Origin of the sequence: Peribacillus faecalis (assembly GCF_014712675.1) — a bacterium.
In the GTDB taxonomy this organism is placed as follows: domain Bacteria; phylum Bacillota; class Bacilli; order Bacillales; family DSM-1321; genus Bacillus_AD; species Bacillus_AD faecalis.
Genome location: NZ_JACXSI010000033.1, coordinates 1 through 23116 on the forward strand (window position 1 = coordinate 1; position 23116 = coordinate 23116).

Annotated in this window: 20 protein-coding genes and 1 rRNA gene; 11 read left to right on the forward strand and 10 right to left on the reverse strand. The window is 38.9% G+C overall.

Annotation, left to right across the window (positions count from 1 at the left end):
* The 9 genes from IEO70_RS13270 to dnaA form a co-directional block, all read right to left on the reverse strand.
* A 16S ribosomal RNA gene (locus tag IEO70_RS13270) occupies nt 1-79 on the reverse strand; the annotation flags it as partial.
* A 358-nt stretch (nt 80-437) separates the two neighbouring features.
* Complete coding sequence (locus IEO70_RS13275; protein WP_235973609.1) at nt 438-1508, reverse strand: HD-GYP domain-containing protein; 1071 nt, start codon at nt 1506-1508, stop codon at nt 438-440.
* A 159-nt stretch (nt 1509-1667) separates the two neighbouring features.
* On the reverse strand, nt 1668-4175 hold the full coding sequence (gene gyrA, locus IEO70_RS13280) for a DNA gyrase subunit A (RefSeq protein ID WP_190998857.1): 2508 nt from the start codon (nt 4173-4175) through the stop codon (nt 1668-1670).
* A gap of 175 nt (nt 4176-4350) precedes the next feature.
* The gene (gyrB, locus tag IEO70_RS13285) at nt 4351-6279 is read right to left on the reverse strand and encodes a DNA topoisomerase (ATP-hydrolyzing) subunit B (protein WP_190998885.1); all 1929 of its coding nucleotides are present in this window, start codon (nt 6277-6279) and stop codon (nt 4351-4353) included.
* Nucleotides 6280-6322: 43 nt separating this feature from the next.
* Nucleotides 6323-6586: an extracellular matrix regulator RemB gene (gene remB / locus IEO70_RS13290; protein WP_190998858.1), complete on the reverse strand. Its 264-nt coding sequence runs from the start codon at nt 6584-6586 to the stop codon at nt 6323-6325.
* 11 nt (nt 6587-6597) lie between these two features.
* Nucleotides 6598-7716: a DNA replication/repair protein RecF gene (gene recF, locus IEO70_RS13295; protein ID WP_190998859.1), complete on the reverse strand. Its 1119-nt coding sequence runs from the start codon at nt 7714-7716 to the stop codon at nt 6598-6600.
* 13 nt (nt 7717-7729) lie between these two features.
* Nucleotides 7730-7948: a S4 domain-containing protein YaaA gene (gene yaaA / locus IEO70_RS13300; protein ID WP_190998886.1), complete on the reverse strand. Its 219-nt coding sequence runs from the start codon at nt 7946-7948 to the stop codon at nt 7730-7732.
* Between the two features lie 148 nt (nt 7949-8096).
* Nucleotides 8097-9230, reverse strand: coding sequence for a DNA polymerase III subunit beta (gene dnaN, locus IEO70_RS13305; RefSeq protein WP_190998860.1), 1134 nt, complete (start codon nt 9228-9230; stop codon nt 8097-8099).
* Between the two features lie 229 nt (nt 9231-9459).
* Nucleotides 9460-10809, reverse strand: a complete 1350-nt coding sequence (gene dnaA / locus IEO70_RS13310; protein WP_190998861.1) for a chromosomal replication initiator protein DnaA — start codon at nt 10807-10809, stop codon at nt 9460-9462.
* An 884-nt stretch (nt 10810-11693) separates the two neighbouring features.
* Between dnaA and rpmH the strand changes: the two genes are divergently transcribed.
* From rpmH to IEO70_RS13360, 10 genes are all read left to right on the forward strand, one after another.
* The gene (gene rpmH, locus IEO70_RS13315) at nt 11694-11828 is read left to right on the forward strand and encodes a 50S ribosomal protein L34 (RefSeq protein ID WP_019243402.1); all 135 of its coding nucleotides are present in this window, start codon (nt 11694-11696) and stop codon (nt 11826-11828) included.
* 100 nt (nt 11829-11928) lie between these two features.
* Nucleotides 11929-12300: a ribonuclease P protein component gene (gene rnpA, locus IEO70_RS13320; RefSeq protein WP_190998862.1), complete on the forward strand. Its 372-nt coding sequence runs from the start codon at nt 11929-11931 to the stop codon at nt 12298-12300.
* A 247-nt stretch (nt 12301-12547) separates the two neighbouring features.
* The gene (gene spoIIIJ / locus IEO70_RS13325; protein ID WP_190998863.1) at nt 12548-13318 is read left to right on the forward strand and encodes a YidC family membrane integrase SpoIIIJ; all 771 of its coding nucleotides are present in this window, start codon (nt 12548-12550) and stop codon (nt 13316-13318) included.
* Nucleotides 13315-13941 (forward strand): RNA-binding cell elongation regulator Jag/EloR, encoded by a 627-nt coding sequence (gene jag / locus IEO70_RS13330; RefSeq protein ID WP_190998864.1) that lies wholly within the window; start codon nt 13315-13317, stop codon nt 13939-13941. The genes spoIIIJ and jag overlap by 4 nt, the downstream gene beginning before the upstream one ends.
* A 283-nt stretch (nt 13942-14224) precedes the next feature.
* Nucleotides 14225-15610, forward strand: a complete 1386-nt coding sequence (gene mnmE / locus IEO70_RS13335) for a tRNA uridine-5-carboxymethylaminomethyl(34) synthesis GTPase MnmE (RefSeq protein ID WP_190998865.1) — start codon at nt 14225-14227, stop codon at nt 15608-15610.
* A gap of 20 nt (nt 15611-15630) precedes the next feature.
* On the forward strand, nt 15631-17517 hold the full coding sequence (mnmG, locus tag IEO70_RS13340) for a tRNA uridine-5-carboxymethylaminomethyl(34) synthesis enzyme MnmG (RefSeq protein ID WP_190998866.1): 1887 nt from the start codon (nt 15631-15633) through the stop codon (nt 17515-17517).
* 22 nt (nt 17518-17539) lie between these two features.
* Entirely contained in the window at nt 17540-18256 is a 717-nt protein-coding gene (gene rsmG, locus IEO70_RS13345; RefSeq protein WP_190998867.1) for a 16S rRNA (guanine(527)-N(7))-methyltransferase RsmG, read from the forward strand.
* Nucleotides 18257-18552: 296 nt separating this feature from the next.
* Nucleotides 18553-19419 (forward strand): nucleoid occlusion protein, encoded by an 867-nt coding sequence (gene noc / locus IEO70_RS13350; RefSeq protein ID WP_190998868.1) that lies wholly within the window; start codon nt 18553-18555, stop codon nt 19417-19419.
* Between the two features lie 298 nt (nt 19420-19717).
* On the forward strand, nt 19718-20479 hold the full coding sequence (locus IEO70_RS13355; protein ID WP_190998869.1) for a ParA family protein: 762 nt from the start codon (nt 19718-19720) through the stop codon (nt 20477-20479).
* The gene (locus IEO70_RS13360) at nt 20472-21314 is read left to right on the forward strand and encodes a ParB/RepB/Spo0J family partition protein (RefSeq protein ID WP_190998870.1); all 843 of its coding nucleotides are present in this window, start codon (nt 20472-20474) and stop codon (nt 21312-21314) included. Before IEO70_RS13355 ends, IEO70_RS13360 begins: the two co-directional genes overlap by 8 nt.
* Before the next feature lie 111 nt (nt 21315-21425).
* Here IEO70_RS13360 and yyaC read toward each other — a convergent pair whose 3' ends face one another.
* Nucleotides 21426-22028: a spore protease YyaC gene (gene yyaC, locus IEO70_RS13365; protein WP_190998871.1), complete on the reverse strand. Its 603-nt coding sequence runs from the start codon at nt 22026-22028 to the stop codon at nt 21426-21428.
* A gap of 209 nt (nt 22029-22237) precedes the next feature.
* Here yyaC and IEO70_RS13370 point away from each other — a divergent pair, with 209 nt between their 5' ends.
* Nucleotides 22238-23116, forward strand: a complete 879-nt coding sequence (locus IEO70_RS13370) for a mechanosensitive ion channel family protein (protein ID WP_190998872.1) — start codon at nt 22238-22240, stop codon at nt 23114-23116.

Below are 23116 nucleotides of genomic sequence, written 5' to 3' on the forward strand. Positions count from 1 at the left end.
CCTTATCTGTCCGCTCGACTTGCATGTATTAGGCACGCCGCCAGCGTTCGTCCTGAGCCAGGATCAAACTCTCCAAAAAGTGTTTGATAAAGCTCATAAAATAAAAAGTTTCGTTCCGATCAATGCCGAAACGTTTTATTAGAATTAACGTTGACGTTTTTGTTTTGTTTAGTTTTCAAGGAACATCCGTTGTGTTCAATCGCTTCATAAGCGACTTTTATATCATAACACCTTATTCTTTTTTTGTCAACATCTTTTGTTAACTTTTTATTGTTAAATCCGTTAACATCATGTCGACTTTTATTATTATATAGGCACTCTATTATTATTGCAACCTTAAATTTAAATTCAGAATATACAATTAATTCGACCTTCTAATTAACGAAAAAGAGCCTCTCAAAAAGCCGAACACTGACTTTTAAGAAGACCCGTTTAATTTATGCATCTATTATAAAAAGTTCTCTACTTCTATCTAAATCTACTAAACTTCCATCTTCTAAATGAACAACAGGTCTCGTCGGGTAACGGTTATTAATAAAAACAACTGTTCCTTTACGGTCATCAGACAACTGAACTGTTGAACCAATAGAGATTTGAACAACTTTACTGATTAATGTATTCAGCACTTTTATATCAAATTTTCCGAAACCATCATGCATTAGAGTTTCAATTACCCGGTAAGGAGATTGTCTGCCTCTGTATAACCGTTCTGATGCCATAGCATGAAAAACATCGGCTAACGTGACAATTCTTGAAAAAAGGTGGATATTGTTGCCCCTTTCACCGCTTGGGTAACCCGAGCCATCCAGCCTTTCATGATGTTGTATAATTGCCAGTTTGGCTGCCTTTTTTAAAGTTGTACTGTCCTTTATCAGTTGGTAGCCTAAGGATGGGTGTCTTTTGATTTCACTATACTCTTCAAAAGTGAGCGCAGAATTTCTATCTAAAATTCTCTGCGGAATCTTTGCCATACCAATATCGCTTAAGCACCCCGCCAGCGCTACTTGAACAATATCACCCTTGCTCAAGCCTAATTCCTTCCCCAGAACCCCGCTTATTAATCCAACCGAAACCAGATGATGATAAAAGTATTCATTCTTCGTTGAATATTGATATGTTGAAAAGACATCCTGTATATTTTCCAGTGCTAATTCAAGCAAAGGAACAAAGATCTTTCGGATTTCTGCAAGGTCGACCGGGAAACCGGCCTGCCAGCTATTAAACAGTCTCTTAAAGTGCTGAATAGCTTCCAAATAAATAGACATAAAACCTGTCTCAGGTACTGCTGCGACTACTTCTTCTACTTGGATGACTTCTTTCGGTGCAAATATATCACCATTTTCCAGCTTTCTTTCCACACTCACTTCATTGATTAAAAATGCTTGCAATATTTGCTTCAGTTCATTGGTAAGGACCGTTTTCTTAGACATTATCGGTTTACTCGTTTTAGAAAAAATATCTTTGGCCAGTACACAGCCTTCAACTATACTTGTTGTCTTTACTAGCAAAATATCACTCCTATTCCAGAGTCTGTCTTTTATTCCTATTATATCATTAAAACAAAAAGAGCAGAATAAAAAACTGACTATTCTTAAAATAATAGCGGAATAAAAAAAACTCCCAAACCCCGCCATTTCATTTGACGGGATCTGAAAGTTTTATCGGTTTTATTCTTCTGTTGTTTCTTCGGAAGCCTCAGTAACTTCTGCCTCGTTCTCTGCTCCGTTTTCAGCATCATTTTCAGTTTCTTCTTCTTTCTCAACAATACCTACTGTTGAAACGAATTCATTATCATCGTCCCCAAGGCGAATCAGTTTCACGCCTTGCGTATTTCTTCCTGTCACAGAGATGCTGTCTACAGCTGTTCGAATAATAACGCCAGCTGCAGTGATTATCATAAGATCTTCTTCTCCGGTAACAGATTTAATAGCAACTAGAGGACCTGTCTTATCTGTAATGTTGCACGTTTTAATACCTTTTCCTCCACGGCTTTGAATACGGTACTCATCTTCCGGAGTTCGCTTGCCGAAACCATTGCGAGTCACAATTAGAATTTTCTCTCCTTCATTCAGAAGATCCATTCCAATTACTTCATCGCCCTGACGAAGCGATATACCTTTTACGCCGGTAGCTGTTCTGCCCATTGAACGAACATCTGTTTCCGGGAAGCGAATCATTAAGCCATCCTTTGTGCCGATAATGATGTCCTTCGTTCCATCAGTCAGCTTCACTGACATCAGCTCATCGCCCTCTTTCAAACCAAGCGCAATAAGTCCATTTGTTCTGATATTAGCAAACGAAGCCAATGGTGATCGCTTACTGATACCAAACTTCGTTGTGAAGAATAAGTAACTGTCTTCATTAAAGGCTTCTACCGGTATGATGGCATTAACCCATTCATCACGATCAATCTCTAATAAATTTATGATTGGTAATCCCTTAGCTGTTCTGCCGAATTCAGGGATTTCGTATCCTTTTGACCGGTACACTTTCCCTTTATTCGTAAAGAACAGAATGGTATCATGCGTACTTGTTGTCAACAAATGTTCAACGAAGTCGTCTTCATTTGTTCCCATGCCTTGCACGCCTCGGCCGCCTCGCTTCTGAGCTTTGTATGTGGAACTTGGAAGACGTTTAATATAACCTTTATGCGTTAGTGTAATAACGATGTTTTCTTCCGGGATTAGATCTTCATCTTCGAAATTCTCTAACCCTGTCAGAACGATTTCCGTTCTTCTTTCGTCATTAAAACGTTCCTTTACTTCGAGAAGCTCTTCGCGAATAATTTCTAATACCTTTTCATCATCGGCTAAAATAGCTCTCAATTCTGCAATTAGCGCCACTAAATCTTGGTACTCATTCTCAATTTTCTCTCTTTCTAAGCCTGTCAATCGTTGCAGACGCATATCTAGGATCGCTTGCGCTTGTTTCTCTGACAGGGAGAAGTTAGCCATTAATCCTTCTTTAGCGATATCTGCCGTTTCTGAACCACGAATTAAAGCGATGATTTCATCCAGATGGTCAAGTGCAATTCTTAATCCTTCCAAAATGTGAGCTCTCGCTTCAGCCTTTCTCAGTTCGAACTCTGTACGGCGACGGATTACTACTCTTTGGTGCTCTAAGTAATAAACAAGGCATTGCTTTAAGTTCAATACTTTCGGTTGTCCGTCTACTAATGCCAGCAAGTTAATACCGAAGCTGGATTGAAGGGCTGTCTGTTTATACAGGTTATTAAGAAGTACATTAGCATTGGCATCTCTGCGTAGTTCCATGACGATTCTCATACCCTTACGGTCAGATTCATCACGCAGATCAGTGATGCCTTCAATTTTCTTATCGCGTGCTAGTTCAGCGATTTTCTCAATCAGTTTGGCTTTATTGACTTGATACGGTATTTCCGTAACAATAATGCTTTGCTTTCCATTTGCTCTCTCTTCAATTTCCGTTTTTGCCCGAATGGTAATAGATCCGCGACCCGTTTGATATGCTTTACGTATGCCGCTTCTCCCTAATATCAGACCCGCTGTCGGGAAATCCGGTCCGGGAATATATTCCATCAGTTCATCAATTGTAATGTCCGGATTTTTGCTGACAGCCAACACACCATCAATCACTTCTCCTAATTGATGAGGAGGGATGTTTGTTGCCATACCGACAGCAATCCCTGCTGAACCATTTACTAACAGGTTCGGAAAACGCGCAGGCATAACAACCGGTTCTCTTTCAGCACCGTCATAGTTATCTTGAAAATCAATTGTATCTTTATTGATGTCACGAAGCAGTTCCATTGAAATTTTTGACATACGCGCTTCTGTATAACGCATAGCAGCAGCCGGATCTCCATCAACTGAACCAAAGTTACCGTGACCGTCAACTAACATGTAGCGGTAGTTGAAATCTTGTGCCATACGTACCATTGTTTCGTAAACAGCTGAGTCACCATGTGGGTGATACTTACCGATAACTTCACCGACGATACGTGCCGATTTCTTATAAGCTTTTTCAGCCGTCATACCCAAATCGTTCATAGCATACAAAATTCTTCTGTGTACCGGCTTCAAGCCATCGCGCACATCAGGCAAAGCGCGCGATACGATAACGCTCATCGCGTAGTCCAAAAACGATGTACGCATTTCCTGACTAATATTTATTTCTTTTACTCTAGATTCCGACACGGAGAAAACCTCCCTTTGAAAGCATTCACTTTACTTTTTATGAAAAAAACCGGGATTGAATAGTACAAAGATGCACTTTTATTTTCCCGTAATTATGTAAAAGACAGGATAGACTCCGCTAGGCTATCCTGCTTTTTCTTCACTATATTGGGCTTGCCAAAGGCGTAAACTTACCCTATATATCTAAATTCTTTACATACACCGCATTTTCTTCAATGAAATTTCTACGCGGCTCAACTTTATCACCCATCAGCATTTCAAATGTTTCATCTGCCTCGATGGCATCTTTTAATGATACTTGAAGCATTGATCTCGTTTCAGGGTCCATCGTTGTGTCCCACAATTGTTCCGGATTCATCTCACCGAGACCTTTATAACGTTGTAAGTTTGGCTTTGTGTTTTCAGGCAGTGACTTCATAATCTCGTCTAATTCACGATCATTATAAGCATACGTAATTTTTTTGCCTTGTTGAATCTTGTATAATGGCGGCTGCGCAATGTATATATAACCGCTTTCGATAATATTTCGCATATATCGATAGAAAAAAGTTAACAATAGTGTACGAATATGAGCACCGTCAACGTCGGCATCTGTCATGATGACGATTTTGTGATATCTCGCCTTTGAAATGTCAAATTCTTCGCCGATACCCGTTCCAAGAGCAGTAATAATTGTACGGATTTCATTATTAGATAAGATTTTATCCAATCTTGCCTTCTCAACGTTAAGAATTTTACCGCGCAACGGCAAAATGGCTTGGAAGTGGCGATCACGGCCGGATTTCGCAGAACCACCTGCAGAATCACCCTCAACTATATATAATTCGCTGATAGCTGGGTCTTTAGATGAACAATCAGCTAATTTCCCGGGTAAGCTAGAAACCTCTAATGCTGACTTTCTTCTTGTCAGTTCACGAGCTTTTTTGGCTGCCATTCTTGCTCTTGCGGCCATTTGCCCTTTTTCGACGATTTTCCTTGCAACAGCAGGGTTTTCGTACATGAACTGTTCAAGTTTTTCAGAAAGGATTGAGTCCGTAATGGTTCTCGCTTCCGTATTTCCTAGCTTTGTTTTAGTTTGGCCCTCAAACTGAGGATCAGGATGCTTCACCGAAATGATGCCTGTAAGTCCTTCGCGCACATCATCACCGGAAAAATTAGCTTCACTCTCTTTTAGAAGTCCTTGTTTTCTTCCATAATCATTAATGACACGTGTAAGAGCTGACTTAAAGCCGGCTTCATGTGTTCCGCCTTCATACGTATGAATGTTATTGGCAAAAGAATAAATACTGCTTGTATAGCCTTCGTTATACTGCAAGGCTACTTCTACTGTAATCCCGTCACGTTCGCCTTGAATATAAATCGGTTCCTCGTGCAGCACCTCTTTGTTGCGATTCAAATGCTCAACATAAGAAATGATACCACCTTCATAGTGATATTCTTTAAATTGCTTATTTTCGCGATCATCTTTGATTGAGATTTTGATGTTTTTGTTCAAGAATGCCAATTCTCGAAGACGAGTCGCTAATGTATCAAAATTGTATTCCAATGTTTCTGTAAATATTTCTCCATCAGGACAGAAATGAATAGCTGTTCCTGTTTCATCACTATCTCCAATGACTTCCAGTTCACCGACAGGCACACCTTTTTCGAACTTTTGATAGTAAATATGCCCTTCTCGTTGAACAGTCACCTCCAGTTTAGTGGACAAGGCATTTACGACAGATGCCCCTACACCATGCAGACCGCCGGATACCTTATATCCTCCGCCGCCGAATTTACCGCCGGCATGCAGCACAGTCATGATAACCTCTACAGCAGGACGACCCATTTTCTCATGTATACCGACCGGAATACCACGCCCGTTATCCTTAACCGTAATGCTGTTATCCGCTTCTATGATCACTTCTATTGTATCGCAATAGCCTGCCAAAGCTTCGTCAATACTGTTATCTACAATTTCCCATACAAGATGGTGCAGCCCTTTTTCACTGGTTGAACCAATGTACATACCCGGGCGTTTTCGTACGGCTTCAAGACCTTCTAAGACTTGTATCTGATTTTCATCATACGCTTGTCCTTGTACTTGTTCTTCTTCTCGTTCCATTGTCAAGCTGTATCACCTGCACTTTATATATTTTAAAAATGTTTTAACCAAAAATGTCATTCAGTTTATTTTGATGTGTAAATTTCAGACGCTTTTGAAGTGTTGCGGAAGACAAGGGAGAAAAATACAATCCAGTCGTTGTAATAACAACTGATTTATGACTCTCATTATCATACTGTGTATCCTCAGCAGCAGGCGTAAGCTTCCATTGTTGATTAAGCTCGCTGTCGGCATAAGTATTAAAGTCCATGATTAAAATTAACTCGCTCGCTTTAACAACTGATTCATGTCCGATGCTGACATACATACCGGCCACCTCTATTTCACTTGTTTTATGCTGCCGCTTGTGACTTCAAATGTTGCAGCTTCCCGCAAAGTTGCGTGGTCAATTCCCTCAACGCTTGTTGTCGTAACAAACGTTTGAACCTTTCCTTGTATCGTATTAAGCAGATGGGATTGCCTATAGTCATCCAGTTCTGATAAAACATCGTCCAATAGTAAGATTGGATATTCACCGATTTCTGAATAGATTAGTTCAATCTCGGCTAACTTTAAAGATAAGGCTGTAGTTCGCTGTTGTCCCTGCGATCCGAAAGTTTGAACATCACGACCATTGACGATAAAAACAAGATCATCTCTATGAGGTCCAAATAAAGTCGTACCTCTTTCAATCTCTCTTTGTTTCATTTTCACGTATTTTGCTTTATATTCTTCTATCATTTTCGACATATCCATAGAATCTGATACATCTACTGATGGTTTATACTGAATGTTTAATGTTTCAAGGTTTCTTGATATTCCGCTATGTATCGGTTCAGCCCATTTTTGCAGCAAGGTGAGAAATTGAAATCTTTTCTGAATGATTTTCACTGCATATAATATAAACTGCTCTGTCAGGACATCAAGCATAGCTAAATCTGTTTGCCTTTTTGACTGCAGCATCTTCAAGTAATGATTCCTTTGCTGCAGGATCTTTGCAAACTGGCTGTATTCATGCAAATACAACGGTGATACTTGACCGATTTCCATATCGATAAAACGTCTTCTGACCTGCGGACTTCCTTTCACTAAATGCAAATCTTCCGGAGCAAACATGACGACATTCATGTTACCGACATATTGACTTAATCGCTGCTGCTCAATGTGGTTGCACTTTGCTTTTTTGCCCTTCTTGGAGATTGTCAATTCCAGAGGAATAGTGGAAGTTCTTTTTACAATCCTACCCTCTATTTTAGCATAATCTTCATCCCAACGAATAAGATCTTTGTCATTCGATGTGCGATGAGATTTGGCCATAGCGAGCACATAAATCGACTCCATGATGTTTGTTTTGCCTTGAGCATTTTCTCCGAGGATGACATTTACTTTATTTTCGAAATGAATATCAAGTTCCTCATAGTTTCTGTAATTCTTCACCTTCAGTGATTCAATATGCATACGATTGCATCCTTTACTCTGTTCCTGCAATAAGGAATTTGCCGTAATTCGGTATATCAATTATATCATTGTTTCGAAGTTTGCGGCCTCTTCTGACATCAAGTTCGTCATTTATATACACTTCGTGTTCACTTAAAAACCACTTGGCCATGCCACCGCTATCAATAATATCGGCAACTTTTAGAAATTGTCCAAGTGTAATATATTCCGTGGATATTGATATTTTTTTCATCACGTAAACAACTCTTTCTTCATAATCTGTCGCGCTTTGTTAATAAAGCGTATCGTATTCCATATTTCTTATTGTGTAAAAAAGCTGTCAGTCTATGCTAACAGCTTTTAGTTTATTCATTTATTTGAATTAGAATGTAAGTGCCGTTTTAATATGTTCTTACCGGCAAAATTAATTGTAGCATAGAATCATCATGCTGTGCTTGAATTAAAAACGGACGCATTGCACCTGTAAAACTTACTTTTATTTCTGTTCCTTCTAAAGCTTTTAGGGCATCCATCATAAATTTCGCATTGAATGATATCTTTAGTTCTTCACCTTCAATTGTTTCTGTTTGCACTTCCTCTACAACTTTCCCAATCTCAGGAATGTTAGACGAAATTTCAATATTGCTTGTTCCGACTGTTGATAGTTTAACGATGTTATTTTTCCCTTCACCTAACAGAGAAGCCCGGCCGATAGATTGAAGAAAATCTTTCGTATTCACAATAACATCCGTTTTGCTTTCTGAAGGAATAAGACGAGATGTATCCGGATAATTACCTTCCAATAGTCTAGAGAAGAACAATAAATGTTTTGTTTTGAATAGCACTTGGTTGTCAGTAATAACGATGATTACCGGATCCTGCGAATCATCTAAAATCTTGCTCAGCTCTGTTAAACTCTTACCAGGAATTACAACATTATATGATTGCTGCGTATTTGATTGAACTTTTGCTTTTCTTAAAGCTAAACGGTGGCTATCTGTTGCAGTACAGATAATTTCCCCATTTCCAATTTTCCAGTTCACCCCTGTAAGCACCGGACGTGTTTCTGAGGTGGACACTGCGAACACAGTTTGTCTAATTAGTGTCTTTAATAAGTCCGTCGGCAAACTAATAATGTTTTCTTCTTCTATTTTTGGCAAGTTCGGATATTCTTCTGCATCCAAACCATTCAGACTGAATTCTGCTTTCCCGGAGCGGATCATAGTTTGAAAACCATTTTCTACACTAATCTCCACGTCTGCTAAAGGCAGTTTTTTTACGATTTCATTAAAGAACCTTGCTTGAAGTACAATACTCCCCGGTTTTTGAACATCTACAATTTCGTTGCCATCTTCTTCAAGCGGAATAAATGATTCAATAGAAATATCAGAATCACTTCCTGTAAGTGTTACTCCTGTTGATGAAGCTGTAATCTTAATACCGGTTAAAATGGGCATCGTTGTTCTGGAAGCTACGGCTTTAATGACATCTTGGACACTTTCCAGTAAACGGTCTCTTTGAATGATAAATTTCAAAATAAAGTCCTCCTTATTTGCTTACTTAATAGTTATATTTTTTCTTTTAAAAAATAGTAATAGTAGTAATAGGGCCTGTGAGTATGTGGATAACTGTGATAAACGTAAGGAAAAACAGTCTATCCACATGTGGACAGACTGTGTATAAGAAGTATGATGTTATCAACATTATTCAGTTTTGGCCTGATTAATCAATCTGGTGTATATAAAGATAATAGAATGAAGTCCACTATTTCAGCCTGTTTTTAATTTCGTTAATTTGCTGCTGCAGTTGAGCATCTGATTGATAAAGTTTCGAGATTTTTTCATGAGCATGAATAACTGTTGTATGGTCACGACCTCCAAATTCATCCCCGATTTTAGGTAAAGAAGAATCGGTCAGTTCTCGAGACAGATACATAGCAATCTGTCTTGGAAAAGCAACTGATTTCGTCCGTTTCTTTGCTTTGAAATCCTCGAGTTTTACATTGTAGTGCTCTCCGACTGCTTTTTGAATCTCCAAGATTGTAATGATCTTCGGCTTGGAGCTGGGGATGATATCCTTCAGTGCTTCCGCAGCAAGATCAGCATTTATATCTTTATTAATAAGCGAAGAGTAAGCGACAACACGAATAAGCGCCCCTTCTAATTCTCGAATATTGGAATCAATCTGATTCGCAATATAGAGCATAACTTCATTTGGAATGTCTAATCCTTCCGCTTTTGCTTTTTTGCGCAAAATAGCGATCCTCGTTTCTAAATCAGGAGGGGTAATATCGGTAATCAATCCCCATTCAAACCGGGAACGAAGACGGTCTTCCAGTGTCGGAATTTCTTTCGGCGGACGATCACTTGAAATAACGATTTGCTTGCTTTCCTCATGAAGGGTATTAAACGTATGGAAAAATTCTTCCTGCGTCTGTTCTTTTCCGGCTAAAAATTGAATATCATCTATAAGCAAAACGTCTACATTTCGGTACTTATTGCGAAATTCGACGGCTTTATTGTCACGAATAGAGTTGATGAATTCATTCGTGAACTTTTCTGAAGAAAGATATACTACTTTTGCAGATGGATTATGCTCAAGTACATAATGTCCAATCGCATGCATTAAGTGGGTTTTTCCTAAACCGACTCCCCCATAAATAAATAGAGGGTTATATGCTTTCGCCGGTGCCTCAGCAACTGCTAAAGAGGCAGCGTGGGCAAAGCGGTTGCCGGACCCAATAACAAATGTATCGAATGTATTTTTATTGTTTAACATATGCTGAGGATATTCATTAGACTCAGCATCACGTTTCTTTTTCTTTTTATCAGCCGGAAATTGATCATCGACATCAGAATTGTTTTGATTCTGAGGAATGATAAATTTCACTAGCAATTCTTCACCGACCACTTCATAAAGAACAGAAGAAATTAAGTGAGTATACCGGCCTTCAAGCCAGTCTCTGGCGAATTCGTTTGGAGCTGTGATTGTCAGCGTATCACCTTGCAGAGAAGAGGCTTTAGTAGATTTAAGCCAAGTTTCATAACTGGGCTTGCTCACTTTTTTCTGCATTTGGGCCAATACTTCATCCCATAAAGCATCGATATTTTCCAAAGTGATCCCTCCTATTTTATTTTGTCTCTAAGTAAAAAAATCTATAAGCGAACCAGCATTAAAAGAATGCTGCTTGGAAATACTCCATTAGGAGGCAAATATAAATTAGTTCTCAGATATAGCATGTGGATAAACATATAATAAGAAAAGATGCGGTTTTCGACAAATTCCACGTGTTGTGGACAAGTAATTAATCACACCTGGTGATAAATATCCACAGGTTATGCACACTTTGTGGATAACAATAAACTACGGAAAAAGTTATCAAGAGTGAAAACACAAATATAATATCAAAAAAAAGAGGCTGTTGCAATGTTTATTAACAGTTATCCACAAAAGGCAGTCGCTGTGGGAAAAAGTTATGCCCAAATGAATAGTATGTGAAAAAGTGGTCTAATAGGGTTGTGGATAATAGAAATTTGTCGAATAAACTATCCACAATCTTATTCAAGGAGGATTTTAGGCAGGGAAGCGTATAATTTCCGGTTGTTACAGAGAAACTGTTCATATGATTTTTCGCATTCATATATACGTGTTTACCCGAGCAAGCGGCATGAGAAACATAAAAATGAGCTAAAATGAAATCTTTTATTAGTTTTTACTTGCAAAGTATGCTAATACATGGCATTGTCATAAGGTAGCAAAATTAGAAAGTCGACCAGCTCGAGCGTATTTTTTGCTTATAGAGATCAATGAAGAACCCAGTTTTTAATTGCGAAGAACATAATTTTTATAAAAAAGAAGATACATTCAAGCTGCGATTATGTATAATAGAATATAGTATGTTGGCCAGTTTTCATTTATTACAGTTGACATTTATGATGTTCAATCCGTATAATTATAAAGACTGTCTTTAACTGTTATCCTCAGGGAGGTGTCATAGAATGAAAAGAACTTATCAACCAAATAAGCGTAAACACAGCAAAGTTCATGGTTTTCGTGCACGTATGAGCACTAAAAACGGACGTAAAGTGTTAGCTGCTCGTCGTCGTAAAGGTAGAAAAGTATTATCTGCATAGGCCACTGAAAAATCTCAGTGGTCTTTTTTTCAGTTTAAAATGAACTACAATAACTTTTAGAAGTAATCGCAAGCGGATTGATCTATTGAAGGTGTGTAAAATGAAAAAGAAATTTAGAATTAAAAAAAATGAAGAATTTCAGCTGGTTTTTCATAAAGGTGAATCGTTTGCTAATAGACAATTTGTTATATATATCCTTGATAAACAGGAGCAGGACTTCTTTCGGATCGGCTTGTCTGTGAGCAAGAAAATAGGCAATGCAGTGATTAGAAATCAAGTGAAGAGATACATTCGACAAGCTTTTTTAGAGCTGAATGAAAGCATACCGGTTGGCAAGGACTATGTCATTATTGCCAGAAAGCCTGCAGCCGACATGACCTTCAGTGAAGTGAAAAGCAGCCTGATGCACGTGCTGAGAAGAGCAGGTGCGTTGAAAAACGGCCAAAGAAAGAAAAAAAATATTACTTCCTGAAGTAATGATTAGTATTACATGGTAAAATACATAAGGGTGTTACTTGATTGAAGAATAAGTATTTTCAGTCAAGATTAGATTGCCGACCAGCAATTTATGTATCTTCCATCTTTCTTTACTAAAATTTTGGAAACCTTTTCTTTATATCTTTTTCCCGGACAAGCCTCACAAAGCGGGGAAATTGATCAATGGAAAATTAATAAATCTTAATATGTAATGAAATAAGGGATTAAGGAGGAAATTACGTTTGAAGAAGCGAATATTGCTTATATTGGGCATTGTATCAGTCATGGTGTTATTGTCCGGCTGTACAGAAGTAAATGTGCCAATCACAGAAGATAGCGAGGGAATTTGGAATAAATACTTCGTTTATCCATTATCATTATTAATCACAACTGTTTCACATGCTCTTAATAATAGTTTTGGATTGGGGATTATTGTCGTAACGATTCTAATCCGTTTAGTATTGTTGCCATTAATGATCAAGCAAACGAAGAGTACAAAAGCAATGCAGGCCATCCAGCCGGAAATGCAAGCGTTAAAAGAAAAATATGCTTCTAAAGACGCAGCCACTCAGCAAAAGCTTCAACAAGAAACGATGGCTCTTTTCCAAAAGCATGGAGTTAATCCATTAGCCGGATGTTTCCCGCTACTAATCCAAATGCCAATCTTGATTGGTTTTTACCATGCCATTATGCGAACAGAAGAAATTGCGAAATACAGTTTCCTATGGTTCGATTTGGGTGATAAAGATCCATATTATATTTTGCCGATTGTAGCCGGTATTACTACATTTATTCAACAAAAAATTATGATGGTCGGCCAGGAAAATAATCCGACAATGGCTATGATGCTTTGGATGATGCCAATCATGATCGTTGTTTTTGCGATTAACTTCCCATCAGCGCTGTCACTTTACTGGGTTGTAGGTAATATCTTTATGATTGTACAAACTTTATTGATTAAAGGTCCAGATTTGAAGAAGGATTCAGGGAAAGTGAGAGGAGCGAAAAAGTGAGACAAGTAACTGCTACAGGACAAAATGTCGAGGAAGCAGTAAAATCAGCTTTAGCTCAATTGCAAACAACAAGAGATCGAATTGATATTGAAGTGCTAGATGAAGGAAAAAAAGGGTTATTCGGCATATTCGGTTCCAGACAAGCGGAAGTAGTGGTCACTTTAGTTCCCGATCCGATTGAGGAAGCAAAGCAATTTTTACAAAAGGTATGTCAAGATATGGGGCTTGATGTAAAGATTGCTGTTAAAAAGGAAGGAAAGGTCGTTACATTTGAACTGACCGGCGATAAGATTGCTTTATTAATTGGGAAACGAGGACAAACACTAAATTCTCTTCAATACTTGGTTCAGCTAGTGGCTAATCGTTACTCCAAGCAATACTTAACGATTATACTAGATGCTGAAGACTACAGAAACAGAAGAACTGACACACTTATTCAGCTTGCTGAACGTATGGCCAAAAAGGTGATGAAAACCAGAAAAGATGTTGCGCTGGAACCGATGCCTTCTTATGAGCGTAAGGTGATTCATACTGCTTTAATGAAATATGATAAAGTAGAAACACACTCTAGTGGAAAAGATCCATACCGTCATCTTGTTATTACATTGAAAAAACCTTTATAGCATTTGCTATAAAGGTTTTTTTGTGCTCTGCAATATAAAGAAGCAATGATGTGGATGGTGTGAATCAGAGAGATTGTTATTCACATGTGGATAAGTTACAATAATCGTTGGAAAAATGTATTAATATTAAGTGTGGACAATGTATTGTCCTTACAGGGACATTATTTCTTTTTTTAGAAAAAACACTGTGGTATTGTAGTTATTTAGGAATAAAAATTTCATGTGCATGTGTATGTTTGCTTAATTATAGAAAACCTAATAAAGAATGAGAGGTGACGACAACATGGAATTTGATACAATTGCAGCTATTTCGACGCCTATGGGCGAAGGAGCAATTGCTATTGTTCGTTTAACTGGCGATGAGGCATTATCCATCATCGATAAAATATATAAGGGTCCCAGCGGAAAGAAACTTTCTGAAGCCGCTTCTCACACTATACATTACGGTCATCTGGTTGATCCAAAAACAGAAAAAATCATAGAAGAAGTAATGGTATCCGTTATGAGAGCCCCTAAAACCTTCACGAGAGAAGATGTTGTGGAAATTAACTGTCACGGAGGGCTTGTTTCAGTTAAGAAAGTGTTGAATCTTGTGTTGGCTAACGGAGCAAGGCTGGCTGACCCGGGTGAATTCACAAAGCGCGCTTTTCTAAATGGCCGTATTGACTTATCGCAAGCAGAAGCGGTAATGGACTTAATTCGCGCAAAAACAGATCGTGCGATGAACGTTGCATTGAACCAAATGGAAGGAAGACTGTCTAAGCTAATTCAAAGGCTGCGTCAGGAAATCCTTGAAACATTGGCTCACGTAGAAGTAAATATAGACTATCCCGAATATGATGATGTTGAAGAAATGACGCATCATATGCTAATAGAGAAAGCAACATTCGTACGGAATGAATTGCAGAAACTATTGCAGACAGCTGAACAAGGCAAAATTTTGCGTGAAGGGATTTCAACGGTTATTGTCGGTCGTCCTAACGTAGGAAAGTCATCATTATTAAACAGTTTTGTTCAGGAAAATAAAGCGATTGTAACTGACATTCCGGGCACAACACGCGATGTGATCGAAGAGTACGTCAATGTTCGTGGTGTACCGCTTCGTCTGGTCGATACAGCTGGAATACGTGAAACGGAAGATATTGTTGAGCGGATAGGAGTCGAAAAATCACGTGCTGTTTTAAAGGAAGCTGATCTGATATTGCTTGTTTTAAACTATGCAGAAGAGCTTTCCGCAGAGGACGAGAATATTTTTGCAGCGGCTCGTGGCATGGATGTCATCGTTATTGTGAATAAAACAGATTTGCCGCAAAAAATCGATTTGAACAGAGTGAAGGAATTAGCGGGCAGTGCCCCGGTTGTGACAACTTCCCTGCTTGAAGACCGCGGAGTCGATGAATTGGAAGAAGCAATCTCGGCATTATTCTTCGCAGGTGAGCTTGAGGCAAGCGATTTAACATATGTATCGAATACAAGACATATTGCTTTAATTACACAAGCATTGAATACAATTGATGATGCTATAACAGCAATAGAAAACGGAGTGCCGGTTGATTTGGTGCAAATTGATTTAACAAGGTCATGGGAACTACTTGGAGAAATCATAGGTGATACTGTCAGCGAAAGCTTGATCGATCAGTTATTCTCGCAATTTTGCTTAGGGAAATAAATATTATTGGAGGAGTAAAAATGTCATACGAAGCTGGAAATTATGACGTTATCGTAATCGGTGCTGGTCATGCGGGCTGCGAAGCCGGTTTAGCTGCCGCTAGAGTCGGGGCCAAAACATTGATGCTGACGATTAACTTGGATATGGTTGCCTTTATGCCATGTAATCCGTCAGTCGGCGGCCCTGCTAAAGGTATTGTAGTACGTGAAATTGATGCCCTTGGCGGTGAAATGGGTAGAAATATCGATAAAACACACATTCAAATGAGAATGTTGAATACAGGTAAAGGACCGGCAGTACGCGCTTTACGTGCACAAGCGGATAAATTCTTATATCAGCAAGAAATGAAACATACTATTGAACAGGAAGAAAATCTTTCATTAGTGCAAGGTATGGTCGAAAAGCTGATTGTTGAAGATGGTGTATGTAAAGGTGTTATTACACAGACGGGCGCAAAATATTTTGCGAAAACAGTTGTAATTACAACAGGGACGTTTTTGCGCGGAGAAATTATTATTGGCGAGCTGAAGTATTCAAGCGGTCCGAACAATCAGCAGCCATCTGTTAAACTTTCTGAGCATTTAGAGGAGCTTGGGCTTGATTTAGTCCGCTTCAAAACAGGTACGCCTCCTCGCGTGAACGGCGATACAATTGATTACAGTCAAACAGAAATTCAGCCGGGTGATGATGTGCCGCGCGCTTTTTCTTTTGAAACAACGAAATTTATCACTGATCAGCTACCTTGCTGGCTAACATATACAAGTCTGGAAACACATCAAATCATTGATGATAATTTGCATAGATCGCCGATGTACTCGGGGATGATCAAAGGAACAGGCCCTCGTTATTGTCCGTCTATCGAAGACAAGGTTGTTCGATTCAATGACAAGCCACGCCACCAAATTTTCTTGGAGCCGGAAGGAAGACATACACAAGAGGTGTACGTACAGGGCTTATCGACAAGCCTGCCTGAAGACGTGCAAAAAAGAATGCTTGCTTCTATCCCTGGTTTAGAAAAGGCGCAACTAATGCGTGCAGGTTACGCAATCGAGTATGATGCGATTGTTCCGACACAGTTATGGCCGACACTTGAAACGAAAAAGATCAAAAATCTTTATACAGCGGGACAAATTAATGGGACATCCGGATATGAAGAAGCGGCTGGTCAAGGCTTAATGGCGGGTATGAATGCCGGACTTAAATCGATTGGTAAAGAAGAAGTAATTTTAGGGAGAGCAGACGCATACATCGGTGTATTGATTGATGACCTTGTCACTAAAGGAACGAATGAGCCGTACCGACTTCTGACTTCAAGAGCCGAATATCGTTTGTTGCTTCGTCACGATAACGCTGACTTGCGTCTGACTGAAATCGGTGCAAAAGTCGGCCTTATTAAAGAAAGCCGATACGAGCGATTCTTAGAAAAGAAAGCGTTAATTGCTGAAGAAAAAGAACGTTTAGAGTCAGTCGGCATCAAGCCGACTCATGAAGTTCAAAGCATTATTGCGGAAGCAGGCGGAAGCGAGTTGAAGGATGGTATCAAGGCAGCCGACTTATTGAAGCGTCCGGAAATGACTTACGCACATATCGAACAAATTACGCCTAGTGAAAAAACATTGACAGATGATATTAAAGAGCAAGTTGAGATTCAAATTAAATACGAAGGCTACATTCAGAAGTCTCTTCAGCAAGTAGAAAGACTGAAGAAGATGGAAGATAAGAAAATCCCGGAAAACATCGATTACGATGCAATCAATAGTTTAGCATCGGAAGCGAGACAAAAACTTAAATTGGTTCGTCCTCTTACAGTTGCACAAGCTTCCCGTATATCCGGAGTAAATCCTGCCGATATTTCGATTTTGCTTGTATACTTAGAGCAAGGCAAGATTGCACGGATTTCAAATTAATTAAATAGGTGTGAAAAAATAGATGAATGAACAACAATTTGCAGAAAAACTGGCGGAGAAAGGTATTGAGCTTTCTCCTCGCCAATTAGAACAGTTCCGACTTTACTTTGAGACTCTTGTAGAGTGGAATGAAAAAATGAATTTGACAGCAATCACTGACAAAGATGAAGTGTATTTGAAACACTTTTATGACTCAATCTCAGCAGCTTTCTATTTCGATCTCCACTCAGTTGAAAGTATTTGCGATGTCGGCGCCGGGGCTGGTTTCCCAAGTATACCGATAAAAATTTGCTTTCCGCACCTGCACGTTTCAATCGTTGATTCTTTAAATAAACGAATTACATTTTTAAACCATTTAGCGGATGTTTTACAATTAGAGAATGTATCATTCTATCATGATCGAGCGGAAACTTTCGGGCAAAATCCGAATCATCGTGAAAAGTATGATTTAGTAACAGCAAGAGCCGTTGCGAGAATGTCCGTCCTATCTGAATTGTGCATGCCGTTAGTGAAAGTCGGCGGTCAATTTTTAGCTATGAAAGCATCCAGTGCCCAAGATGAAATGAAAATAGCTGAAAAAGCAATTAAAACTTTTGGAGGCAAAATCCATACAGTCGAAAAAATGCTGCTTCCTTTTGAAGAAAGTGAACGAAACATCATTGTTATAAATAAAGTTAAGGCAACAGCTAAAAAGTATCCAAGAAAACCGGGTACACCAAATAAACAGCCGATTGAGTAATCACTCAATCGGCTGAAATGGAAATGTTTCATGTGAAACTGCTATTTTGCTAGTTTACCTGTTTAACAGACACTAAGAAGTTTTGCTTTAATATTTTTATAGCTGCTATTTTTTTAAAGGAACTTGTTTGTTTAATAGAGAATAAGTTAAAGAGATGAATTCATTGAAATTACATAGGCGGCGACAATTCATAGACGATTTGTTTGCTGATTTATATATACGTTAATTGTACATTGACGTCCTCTTGTCCATTGTGACAGAAGACGAGTTTTCACTTAAAGGTGGTGTTTAGGGAAATGAAGCATCCTTTTTCGCGTTTCTTTGGAACGGGTACAAAAGAAGAAAAGCGCTTAGAAGAACAAATAGAAGAAGTGAAGCAAAGCAACAACGAAGAAGTTAAAAAAATTCCCTTGAATGATATTGTCCCTAATCGTTTTCAGCCGAGAACAGTTTTTGATGATGATAAAATTGCTGAATTGGCACAAACGATTCATACGCACGGCATCATTCAACCGATAGTCGTCAGAGAGTATGAAAAGGGCAAGTATGAGCTAATTGCTGGCGAACGCCGCTTCCGGGCAATGACAAAGCTTGGATGGGAGTTTGCACCTGCTCTTGTTAAGGAGTTCAATGATACAGAAACTGCTTCTATTGCTTTAATTGAAAACCTTCAGCGAGAGGAACTGACGCCAATTGAAGAGGCGGTTGCCTACAGTAAACTGATTGAATTACATCAGCTGACTCAAGAAGCATTGGCACAAAGACTCGGCATTGGCCAATCAACAGTAGCGAATAAATTACGTTTGCTGAAGTTGCCAGAGCAAGTGCAGGAAGCATTATTGCAAAAAGTAATTACAGAACGCCACGCTCGTTCTTTGATTCCGTTGAAAAATGAAGAGAAACAAATTGCATTATTACAAGAGATTATTGAGAGAAACTTGAATGTGAAGCAAACTGAAGAACGGGTGCAAAGGCTGCTGGAGGCTACCGAGCAGAAACCGAAGGCTAAGAGGAAAGCGTTCAGTAAGGATATGAGAATTGCTGTTAATACAATACGCCAATCATTGACGATGGTTAAGGACAATGGCATAAATCTCGATGCGGAGGAAGAAGAGCACGAGGAGTATTATCAATTCACGATTAAGATTCCAAAAAATAAATAGTTATGCACCATTAGGGTTCCTGCGGGCTTTTGAAACAGCATCAGGAACCCTTTATTTATTCTCTGTCCTGATGCCAACCAAAATAATGGAAAATGTAATTAATTTTAAAATCAACTCGTCACTATTTATGATAAAATAAGAGACATGTATTATTCTATAAGGTTTTAGTGGCTCTTTTGAGTAAAGCGATGCAAACATGGTGAAGATTTAGAATGGCTCACTATGGGAATTTCCTGATACTTCGAGAGCTATTTTGGTTATTATTAGCATTCCTTATGAAGTAAAGGTAGGTGACATCGTGGGTAAAATAGTATCGATCGCTAACCAGAAAGGCGGCGTAGGAAAGACAACATCATCTGTTAATCTTGCTGCTTGCTTAGCATATATGGGAAAAAAGATTTTGCTGGTGGATATAGACCCACAAGGCAATGCAACCAGCGGTGTTGGAATTGAAAAAGCAGATGTTGACCAATGCATCTATGATGTGCTTGTTGATGACGTTGATGCAGGGGATGTAATCAAGTCTGCTAAAGTAGAAAACCTGGATGTTATTCCAGCTACTATTCAGTTGGCTGGTGCAGAAATAGAACTTGTTCCGACAATATCAAGAGAAGTCAGGTTAAAGCGCGCTTTAGATAAAGTAGTCGATCAGTATGACTATATTATTATTGATTGCCCCCCTTCGCTTGGTCTGTTGACAATTAATGCCCTGACTGCTTCGGATACGGTTATCATTCCAGTTCAGTGCGAGTACTATGCATTGGAAGGATTAAGTCAGCTGTTGAATACAGTTCGCCTCGTGCAAAAACATCTCAATGAAGACCTGAAAATTGAGGGTGTGCTATTGACCATGTTAGATGCGAGAACAAACTTAGGTATTCAAGTTATAGAAGAAGTAAAGAAATACTTTCAAGATAAGGTATACAAGACGATTATCCCGAGAAATGTTCGTCTGAGTGAAGCGCCCAGTCACGGTGAACCAATCATTATTTATGATGCGAAGTCTAAAGGAGCAGAGGTATATTTAGATTTGGCAAAGGAAGTGTTATCGCATGGGTAAAGGATTAGGTAAAGGTATAAACGCACTATTTACGAACCTGGAAACAACTAAGGAAGACACTGTACAAGAGATCTCGGTTAAAGATATTAGGGCAAACCCGTATCAACCGAGGAAAATCTTTAAAGAAGAAGCGATAGAGGAACTGAAACAATCCATTATCCAGCATGGTATTCTGCAACCAATCATAGTGAAGAAAAGCATTAAAGGATATGAGATTGTAGTAGGGGAAAGACGTTTCCGGGCAGCAAAAGAAGCAGGACTACAAAAGGTTCCTGTTGTAGTCAGAGATTTTACCAGTTCTGAAATGATGGAACTGGCTGTTTTAGAAAATCTTCAAAGAGAAGATTTGACACCGCTTGAAGAAGCGGCAGCTTATCAAACTTTATTAGACCGTTTAGATGTGACGCAAGAAGAACTGGCGAAGCGGTTAGGGAAAAGCAGACCTCATATCACGAACCATATCAGATTATTATCCCTTCCTCGACCTGTTCAGGAACTGATTACGCAGGGCAAAATTTCGATGGGACATGGACGTGCTTTATTGGGATTGAAGAATAAAGACCTTTTGGATAAACTCGTTGAAAAAATTGTTAAAGAGGAAATGAACGTTCGTCAACTGGAGCAATATATTCAACAATTGAACGAGAGTGTTCCACGTGAAACGAAAAAGCCCGAAGTCAAGAAGGATGTATTCATACAAGAACAGGAAAATCTCTTAAGAGAGCGCTTCGGAACAACGGTAACAATATCACAGAGAAAGAAAAAAGGAAAAATCGAAATAGAGTTTTTCTCGCCGGAAGATTTGAACCGTATTCTCGAACTTCTTGAAAAATAAACCATCCAACCGGATGGTTTTTATTTGCTGTAATTTTGTTAGAAAAAAACCTTTGCCGGGTATATAATCAGCCTAGAGAAAGAAACTAAAAGGACAGATATAAGGCTGAATTCAGATTAAGGACCAGTTAATGGAGGGCTGTTTTTTACGTCTTTCTAACACCTGGCTGGATGTATAAATACCTTCGGCGATTGTTTGTGCCATTTTCATAACAAGACTTAGTCTCGTGTTCTGTAAAACAAAAAACTCCATAAAGCCGCTGACATTCACAATCCCATTGATGTGTATATCGCCCACTTCCGGCAGCTTTTTATTGACACCTGCTCCAGGTTTTAAAGGTCCTTGATTGATTTGTACAGAGCCAACGTTCTTCATACGGCCTAAACAAGCATCAACAGCAATGACAAAAGCATTAGCATGTTTTGTGTGAATTTCATCAAGCTTTTCCTGAAGATTCACCGCATGTATAGGCTCATCTAATGTTCCATAAACGTAGAATGGTGATTGCAGTTTATGTATTAAAAAGGAGCCGACAAGTGGGCCGAGCGAGTCGCCGGTTGAACGGTCGGTGCCGATACAGGCAATGACGATGTTTTTTTTAGGCGGAATGATATGCAACAGACTATCAGTTATTTTTTTTACCGCATCAGCTTCTTCATAAAGTATACTGTTAATTAATTCATTTTCTTTAAAAAAATTTGCCTTACCGTTCATCGCTCCCACTCCTTTGGCTTAGTATTAACAGTATACGGATGGATTCTCCATTGTATACATTGTTTGGGAAAAATTGTTGACTATGAATCTCTTTTTTATAGAGATTCATCTGCTAAAATAGATAGAATACTATTAGTCAACTATACCCTTTCATATAAAATTGAAAACTATGCGGTTTTATTATCACGAAAGCTAAGAAGGTGAAAATAATGAATATCATAAATCATTATCTGGATGTCTTGACGACCGATGAGTTTTGGTTTGGGATTACCGATGTAGTATTCCAAGTTACATTAATCGTTATTATTTCCGGATTGATTGTAAAAATTGTTAAAAAGGCGATAGCGAAGGTTTTCATGCTGCGCGCAAAAAGCCGTTTGCGTACCTCTGAACGACGAGATGAAACGATGAAGCGGCTGCTTCAAAATATAGCTGCATATATTATTTATTTCATTGCGATTTTGATGGCGTTAGATACAGTAGATATTAATGTAAAAGGATTGCTTGCCGGTGCGGGTATCGTCGGTCTTGCTGTCGGTTTTGGTGCACAAAGTTTAGTTAAAGACGTCATCACCGGTTTTTTTATCATATTTGAAGATCAGTTTGCTGTCGGAGATTTTGTTCGAATCGGACAACTTGAAGGTACTGTTGAAGAAATCGGCCTTCGTACGACAAAGATCAAAAATGTAACCGGTGAATTAAATATCATCCCAAACGGTAACATTCTTGAAGTAACTAACTTTTCCATTCATAATAGTGTGGCAGTAGTAGATTTCGGCATCTCTTATGAGGGAGATGTAGAAAGAGCGGAGCGTATTATCACTCAACTCCTTGAAAGTATGCCTGAACGTTATGAAGACTTGGTCAGAACACCTGAGCTGCTTGGTATTCAAAGTTTTGGTGCATCTGAGATAGTACTTCGCATTACTGCTGAAACATTGCCTATGCGTCACTTCTATATTGCGAGACAAATTCGCAAAGAATTAAAGGAGACGCTCGATGCAAATGGTATTGAAATTCCTTATCCGCACATGGTAATGTATAGTCGACAAGATGAGGATAAGAAGCAATCAGCAAAGCAAATTTAG

Excerpts from the sequence above, each read along its gene's own strand:
- gyrB (WP_190998885.1), bottom strand. The coding sequence starts at position 6,279 with ATGGAACGAGAAGAAGAACAAGTACAAGGACAAGCGTATGATGAAAAT.
- remB (WP_190998858.1), bottom strand. The coding sequence starts at position 6,586 with ATGTATGTCAGCATCGGACATGAATCAGTTGTTAAAGCGAGCGAGTTA.
- recF (WP_190998859.1), bottom strand. The coding sequence starts at position 7,716 with ATGCATATTGAATCACTGAAGGTGAAGAATTACAGAAACTATGAGGAA.
- yaaA (WP_190998886.1), bottom strand. The coding sequence starts at position 7,948 with ATGAAAAAAATATCAATATCCACGGAATATATTACACTTGGACAATTT.
- rpmH (WP_019243402.1), top strand. The coding sequence starts at position 11,694 with ATGAAAAGAACTTATCAACCAAATAAGCGTAAACACAGCAAAGTTCAT.
- rnpA (WP_190998862.1), top strand. The coding sequence starts at position 11,929 with ATGAAAAAGAAATTTAGAATTAAAAAAAATGAAGAATTTCAGCTGGTT.
- mnmE (WP_190998865.1), top strand. The coding sequence starts at position 14,225 with ATGGAATTTGATACAATTGCAGCTATTTCGACGCCTATGGGCGAAGGA.
- mnmG (WP_190998866.1), top strand. The coding sequence starts at position 15,631 with ATGTCATACGAAGCTGGAAATTATGACGTTATCGTAATCGGTGCTGGT.
- rsmG (WP_190998867.1), top strand. The coding sequence starts at position 17,540 with ATGAATGAACAACAATTTGCAGAAAAACTGGCGGAGAAAGGTATTGAG.
- noc (WP_190998868.1), top strand. The coding sequence starts at position 18,553 with ATGAAGCATCCTTTTTCGCGTTTCTTTGGAACGGGTACAAAAGAAGAA.
- IEO70_RS13360 (WP_190998870.1), top strand. The coding sequence starts at position 20,472 with ATGGGTAAAGGATTAGGTAAAGGTATAAACGCACTATTTACGAACCTG.
- yyaC (WP_190998871.1), bottom strand. The coding sequence starts at position 22,028 with ATGAACGGTAAGGCAAATTTTTTTAAAGAAAATGAATTAATTAACAGT.
- IEO70_RS13370 (WP_190998872.1), top strand. The coding sequence starts at position 22,238 with ATGAATATCATAAATCATTATCTGGATGTCTTGACGACCGATGAGTTT.